General features: G+C 53.8%; 10 protein-coding genes. All 10 read right to left on the bottom strand.

Translation table 11 applies throughout. From position 1 onward, the window contains the following. Positions 1-229, bottom strand: a 229-nt coding sequence (locus PHI12_12565) for a hypothetical protein (protein ID MDD5511623.1), incomplete at its 3' end; no start/stop codon positions are given. Positions 230-232: 3 nt separating this feature from the next. Beyond that, positions 233-988, bottom strand: a complete 756-nt coding sequence (locus tag PHI12_12560) for a hypothetical protein (GenBank protein ID MDD5511622.1) — start codon at positions 986-988, stop codon at positions 233-235. A 9-nt stretch (positions 989-997) separates the two neighbouring features. Beyond that, positions 998-3013 (bottom strand): hypothetical protein, encoded by a 2016-nt coding sequence (locus PHI12_12555; protein MDD5511621.1) that lies wholly within the window; start codon positions 3011-3013, stop codon positions 998-1000. A 188-nt stretch (positions 3014-3201) separates the two neighbouring features. Continuing rightward, positions 3202-3585: a hypothetical protein gene (locus tag PHI12_12550; GenBank protein MDD5511620.1), complete on the bottom strand. Its 384-nt coding sequence runs from the start codon at positions 3583-3585 to the stop codon at positions 3202-3204. Positions 3586-3587: 2 nt separating this feature from the next. Then, the gene (locus PHI12_12545) at positions 3588-4511 is read right to left on the bottom strand and encodes a hypothetical protein (GenBank protein MDD5511619.1); all 924 of its coding nucleotides are present in this window, start codon (positions 4509-4511) and stop codon (positions 3588-3590) included. Then, a complete protein-coding gene (locus tag PHI12_12540; protein MDD5511618.1) occupies positions 4508-4738 on the bottom strand; it encodes a hypothetical protein in 231 nt (76 codons plus the stop codon). The genes PHI12_12545 and PHI12_12540 overlap by 4 nt, the downstream gene beginning before the upstream one ends. Continuing rightward, on the bottom strand, positions 4739-5137 hold the full coding sequence (locus PHI12_12535; GenBank protein ID MDD5511617.1) for a hypothetical protein: 399 nt from the start codon (positions 5135-5137) through the stop codon (positions 4739-4741). It lies immediately after the preceding gene. Between the two features lie 11 nt (positions 5138-5148). Beyond that, positions 5149-5439: a hypothetical protein gene (locus PHI12_12530; protein ID MDD5511616.1), complete on the bottom strand. Its 291-nt coding sequence runs from the start codon at positions 5437-5439 to the stop codon at positions 5149-5151. Between the two features lie 10 nt (positions 5440-5449). After that, a complete protein-coding gene (locus PHI12_12525; GenBank protein MDD5511615.1) occupies positions 5450-5938 on the bottom strand; it encodes a hypothetical protein in 489 nt (162 codons plus the stop codon). Between the two features lie 10 nt (positions 5939-5948). Next, positions 5949-6725 (bottom strand): hypothetical protein, encoded by a 777-nt coding sequence (locus PHI12_12520; GenBank protein MDD5511614.1) that lies wholly within the window; start codon positions 6723-6725, stop codon positions 5949-5951. Between the last annotated feature and the right edge of the window lie 119 nt (positions 6726-6844).

Here is a 6844-nt window from a genome sequence, read left to right as displayed (position 1 = left end):
CTATTCTATAACACCCAAGGTCCGCATCAAACGGACCACTCTTTACGATCTTGTCCTTCACGTACACCAGACCGTCCGGAAGGTTTAGACTTACCGTTCCCGTAACGGTGAGCCCCCGAAACGTGGGGGCCGCCCCCACCCCGACCTGGCGGCTCAACTTATGAAGCCAGCGTTTGACCGCCTCCGGGTCTCTCGCCTTCGGTGCCGGGCCTAGATTGGGTATACCCATATATCACCTTACGCGTACATACTGCCCCGCCAGTCCGTACCCGAACGGTTGGTAGAGGTGGGTTACATCCAGCACGGGGGTCTTGGGCTCCGTGCCGAACCCCGGCTTCCGCGTAGAGGTCGTAGCCGCGGGCTGGACCACGCTACCCCCCAGTGAAAACGCGTTCGGTACGGAGCCTGTGCCATACGAGTCCGCGTTCGCCCGGTTACGTGCAATCTGAGCTAGCCGATCCTGTTCCGCCTGTGCCGCTTCCTGGGCGGAGGATGCGGCCCATGTCGTAGAGGGGCCGTAGTTTCCGAAGCTGCTCTCGCCGAAGGTAGTCCGCCCGCCGTAGGGATCATACGTATTCGCCGCCTGGGTAAGTGAGGCGAGGAGGGCCGGGTCGGGGCCAACATCTTCCACGGAGGCAAGAATGCCCGCTTTTTGCATGAGAGCCTGGGACAGTAATTCCATCTGCCGGGCCTGGGCCTGTGACAGTGTGGGTGCGGCGACCTCCTCAGCGAACCGGCCACCTAATCCCGCCCGCATGGTGGTATTGAAGAGCCCGGATTGTACCAGGGACTGCGTGCCCCCGGCGAGATACTTCTTACGCTCTCGTTCTAGCTGGCTCTGGATTCCCTTCATGTACTCACTGTCCGGGCCTTCCCACAGCCCAATCGACCGTTCCGCAAGCCGCAGTGCCTCGTCCAACCGCTCCTGCGTCCGGCTGCGGGCTTTCTCAGCGGCCTCCAGATAAGATGTTAGTGCAGAGTTTGCCATGTTGACCTCCTATTCATTGAGGACCAGTTTCTCAACGGCCCAGGATTGTCCCTTGGTATTGTTACGCAACTGTACGGCCCCGAACGCCCCGCGTACCACCTGCCGGTTTCGCGTGCCCCGCCGACAACCGGGAGCGAGGACGGTACGGGTAAGCCGGGAATTGTTGGCGATGGCTTTTTCGATGACCCCCCCAGCGGTTAGATCGGTGTATATAGAGTACGTGATGGGGTCCGAATCCGCTTCCGCCCCACCTATATTCCCGCCGCCGGTTTCGATCTGCACGCCGCTGAGCGTCCCCTCACGTCCGGGGGGGTTGCCCATAGCGGCGGGGCCGACCACGGCATAACTGTCGATAGCCTGATCGACCAATCCAATGTCGTCGTCTTTCGCGGCATCATCCCAATGGCGGATGTACCCATCCCGGCATCCGACCAAGAGGTCCGACAGTCCATCATCATTCGTATGATAGTAGTGTATCGAATACGCCCCGCATTGCTCCGGGTACCTTTCTGGAAACAGCCCCTCCGTTTTGAGATCGAACCAGTAGCATGAGTTGGTACCGTCCGCCAACTTGGTGATGGAGATAAAGATACCGGTACGTTTCTTATCATACCCGAAAACGATACGATACCGGGCGGGGTCGATATTCTCTTCATCTAAGAGTTTCGGGAGAATGTGGGCGGTCCGGCACACGGGCTTCCCCGGCCCCGGCGGGATCACGCAAATCCCGCTCGTTCCCCAGAACCACAGGTTGCCCTCTGAATCGAAGCACCAACTATAGGCTCCGTGCATCCCTTCCGTATCACTAAGCGGCTGTAGGGTCCCGCCCGCAGCGGGATCACCATCCAGGAGCCATATCGAATTGGCACAGCCGAAGAACAAATAGTCATCGTGGTACGGCACGAGAGCACGAATCACGTCCCCCACCTTACCGGCGTCCGCGTTCGTTCCAGCGACGGCGGACTGTGCGTCATTCGAGGCGAAATCCCAATCGAACAGGTCCGCCTGTCGGCTCATATACCACTGGTGGGGGTCCTCCGGGTTACCGGCGAGAACCGCCCGGCCACGGTACAGGCACGAGAGGTACGCCTTGACCGGCATCTGTGTGATCTTGGAAGGGTGGGGGACCCAGTCGTACCAGAAGGGCCCTGAGCTTCTTGACGTTGCGGTGGCCGGTACAAAACTGGAGGGGCCCATCGTATCCCCACCCTCATTGTCCGACGTTACGGAGTTCGTTGTGTCGAACGTGGCGTCCGTGATACGGTACCCGTAGATCGTTGTCTTATCCGCCGACACCGCGTCCACAATCATCGCGGCACCGGATGCGGCCTGGGTCAGCGTGTCGCCCGCTAACGGCGGCGTGGTGAGCGGTGCGGCGACCGTTAGCTTGTCATTGATGAAATCCAGGACCTTCTTATTGGCCCCGTTGACAATGAACACCTTCTGAAATGCCTCGAACGCGGATAGCATATCGGACGTATTGATCTCGCCCACACTCGCTGCCACTTGTGTCATGGTTCCCGCCATAGTCTCACTCCATACTTCGTCATTGCCAATGGCGACAAGATGTTGAATAGTCTTGAACCGCTCCGTCCGCCAATTAGGCTTGAGAAGAATCCCACCACCTAAACTGCCCGTCCCAACGAAACTGCCACCAAGAGATTGATTAGCATATACCCCCAAAAGCCCAATAAATGATCCTTGCCCATTTATAGTGCCTGATAGCTCGGTGGTCTGTGCCCCCGAATAGATCTCAAACATAGCATCATACGTTGGTTCAGCTACCCAGGAGCCCCCGGAGTCGGCAGACCTAACAAACATCCCCCCTTCGTATGTTGGAGTGGAACCGTCTACTTGCCAAAAAACATTTACAAAACCTCCGGCGATGATTCGCACCACAATAGCGTATTGCGTACCCTGCGTTAGTTCATACGGAGTCAAACTAATGCTAACCCAATCGCCTATCGCGACGGGCAGTTGATCTCCAGGCAATTCCCCGGAAGTTAAGTCATCCCCCGTTGGCAAACCCCCGCTCGTCGCACGAATGCTAACGATTACTGAGGAAGGGGGGTTGAACATATAATAAGCCTTGATTTTGACCAAGCTTATGGAATAGGTAGTCGAAGGGGTAAAAGTCTGGGCACGCCATTCCGTTGTACCAACAGAATAACTTTGGTCATCCCCCGAATTATAATAGTCCATCAAGGGCATATCTAATCCAAGCCAATCGTCAAGGATGCGGCCGGGAAGCTAGCAACCTGATCCGCCGAAATAGCTTTTGGCTGGGTTAGTGCCCCGGACGCTAACAAGTTTCCGCCACTAAGCGCGTCAAAAAAACAGACATGAGAAATGGTTCCCCAATTTCCGGTTGCTGGATCAAAGGTAAATACCACAGAATTAGTGCGACTTCCTCCACTGGCGGCATTCCAATCGGCATTTGTCGTTGCTTTGCGGGCATATCCTCCCCCCGTCGGCTCGGCCAATCCGGTTCCATCATCCAGGGGATCAGCCGTCGAAAGTCCAACATATAAGGTCGAACCGAAAATCGTAAACCACTCGTCCAGAATCTTGTTTTCACCATAATCCGCTAAGCTCATGTTCAGGTCTCGTAAAAAACAGAGTTCTTGGTAAATGCTACCAGCCGCCGCAGGGTCTTCATGGCGTTTCGTCCTGTCGCGACTCCCGTAGGTTCCGTTGTTCCTGGCGGAAGTGTAAGCCCGTCCGGAAGGGGTGGAGCAAAGGAAATGGTACTAAACGACCATACGTCCCCCTGGACTACTTCCTCCCCTGATCTTGTGTCAACTCGCCAATAATATCCTTCTCCAGCCCCAACGTTTCCCCCATAGGTCAGGGGGGGAATCTTTCCATTACTTGGAAAAACAAGTTCAGGATCAATCACATCGGGCAGGAAGATAAAATTGAGCGGCCAATCGTTCGCGATTTGAGTGAAAAAACCAAAAGCTTCACCAGATGCCTGTTTGAAGTAAACATCAAATGTTGCACCTTCTGTCTCACACTCCCATTGCAAATAGGGAAGATTCAACTTCACGCCCCAGGCATTGTCTGTGGGAGTGGGGTTCGTGGCCTGGGCGGGGGGTGGCGGTGGCTCCTCTATCTCGCCATATAAGGTATATACATATGCCACACCGGTAGAATACCATTCTGTGGTCCCGTAGTCTAAATCCCTTACAGATGGAACACCCGTTTTCCCATAAAACGAAGCATCCGTTGTTGGATATAGCACAAACCAATATACGCCGGGCGATACAGTAAGATTGAGAGTGTGACGTTTAGACCACGTTGGCAATGAATCCCTTAGAACCTCCCCAGGAACGCCACCTGCATCTGCACAAACCTCAACCCCTACATATTGAGTAAAGGGATTGGGGCTAGGCACATATATATAATCTAGCGTGGTGGTTTGTGAGAGCGCAATAGCGCGTGCCTTTTTATACCTATGCCCCGGCTTAGGGGTTAAGGCAATATATGTATCCCATTCGGATTGTTGGGATATAATGCTCATACCACACTCGCTACGGACAGGATAAACACTACCGGCTGTTCCTCTTCCCCGATCTGGTCTCCGTTCCCCCACTTGTCCAGCCCCGGACGCTGGCCGATCCGCATCTTGCCCTCCAACACATCTCGCGGGCGTACATTATTCATGTATGCAGAGGTCAACTGAGGGGACTTATCCGCTGAAAAGCCCTTGAATACGCCTTTGACTGGTGCTGGTAGTTCAATCTTCATCTAGAATCTCCCTGTGTACTGGCTCAGTCGTTGCCCGCCCAGATTGCCTTTTCCATAATTCAAGAACAACCACGAGTCATAGTCCCATTGTTCCCCGCCTTTCGTAAGCTCTTGATACCGCTTCCAGGAGGCTTGGACTTCCTTGTCCCTAGCCAACCTCTGTTTCATGGCATCCCACTGAATCTTTTCCACCAAATTCAAACTCTGGTCTGGCAAAGACCATGAGCGACCGGGGGATTCATATCCAGGAGCCGATTCAGTCTCTCGACGCCGACGTTGAAAGTTACGCACCCCTTGTGGAGTTTGCGTTTTTCCTTGTGGGGTAATGACCTCATCGGGAGTTTCGGAATAACCAACCGGACCAAACTTCTGCCGGGATAATGAAACTTTGCGTGCCACGTTATTACTCCTTATCCGTACCAGCGCACATAAATCTTATCACCATCCGTGCCGTAAATGTTGATCTGATTGGTGTTGGAGATGGGAAGTTCAATCTCTACCCCCTCTAACAACAGGTAATCGTCCGCATCGGCGGTGGCTCCATGATTGTAATACGCGTCATTGTTTCCTGTCGGAGAGTAAATCCACGCTCGTCGGCACGGCTGATCCGCTCCCTGAGCCACATCGTTGGCAATCGTCAATACCTCAACGCCGCCTTTTGACGTAGCCAATTGAATGCTCTTTCCGTCATTCTGTGCCATGATTTACTCCTTAGCCTTTACGATTGCGGTCCGGGTATCCGCGAGTCAGGTCACTACGATCAGCAGTCAGATACCAGACTTCCACAATCATCTCACCGTCACCCGCCGCCACGTCCGTAAAATCACTGTCGGAAGTAAGCTGCAAGTAGACGCTCTGTGCTGAAGCCAAGAACTCAAGGGGGTCTTCCGGACTATCCCCTGCCACGCCAGCGGACGAAACATCAATCGACGTTCCATCACTAAACTCATCCTCGCCACTGGTTTTGCCGACTTTCAAAGCAGCAGACGTGTCATCGTCAAAAGCTTCAATGACGTTCACAAAAGTCCCTAATACGAAAGACTTCGCCGGGATTTGCTGGTTCATGGTCAGTGTTCCGGAAGTGCCACCACCGTCCGTGAAATCGGCGGCCTTCACTCGCTGCGCCACCTTCCCAAAAGCAATACCTTCCGGCGACCGGGCCAAAGCAGCGTTGATGTTATATGCACTCACATTACCCATTTTCTACTCCTTAGATACTAAGATCATCATACCACGTTTGTAAGTCCCGAATTGATCGCACATAACGATTATCTAGTTCCACGCTCTGTGCACTACCGTTACGCATCGGGCCAACGGTGTCCGGAGTATCGACTGTCATATCTGCCATCATCAAAGACAACAGATATGCAGCCGCCCGTCTTTGCATTGGCCCGTCTACAATTTCATCCTCTTCTGCTTCGGCTACCGCCAGGGCACATAACCGAATGCCCTCAGACACTTCTGGTCCGCCCACAAAGTAATCGGAGTCCGAGGTGGGTTTTTCCGGCATGAAGGTGTAGTCATACTGGAATTTGTACTCCTTGTTCGGCGTTGGATATAACCAAATCTCACCGCCTTGTTTGGTGGACGGGCTATAATCCCCGGACCCGACACTAACATGTGTTGGAACAGACTCATAAGTCGTGGCGGCCCGCAGCCGTTTGATATATTCCCTCGACACTTTGGTAAGCGGCGCATAGCCGTCATCCGAATCAAAGTTCACCGGGTCAACCAGACACCAAAAATCTTCTGGCAAGCCATACTTATACACCCCATCGCTGGTAATTAACTGTGCCGATTTCTTTAGGAAGCTCCACGGGTGTCTCCGGCGCAAAGCTGGATTCATTTCAGTCAGCAGCTTCATGTACCCACGATAGGTATAGTTCTTCACCATTGTCAGGTTGCTGCCGGTGGGACTTGAACCAAGACCTAGGAACTCGGCTACGTTAGTGTACAAGTCCGAGAATGTCCATCTCATGTCACTCATGGAAAGCCCTTAAAAAAGGCAGGGGGCATCCGTTCCCCTCACCTCGGAAGGAGACTCAATTTAATCCGTTTCGTCTTTCGGCTCTGTCGGCCAAAAATGTTCACGAACTAAGGACAAAG

This window comes from Dehalococcoidales bacterium (assembly GCA_028716225.1).
Lineage (GTDB): Bacteria > Chloroflexota > Dehalococcoidia > Dehalococcoidales > UBA5760 > UBA5760.
Note: the sequence above shows the minus strand (reverse complement) of the source record. Positions and strands in the feature narration are given on the sequence as shown.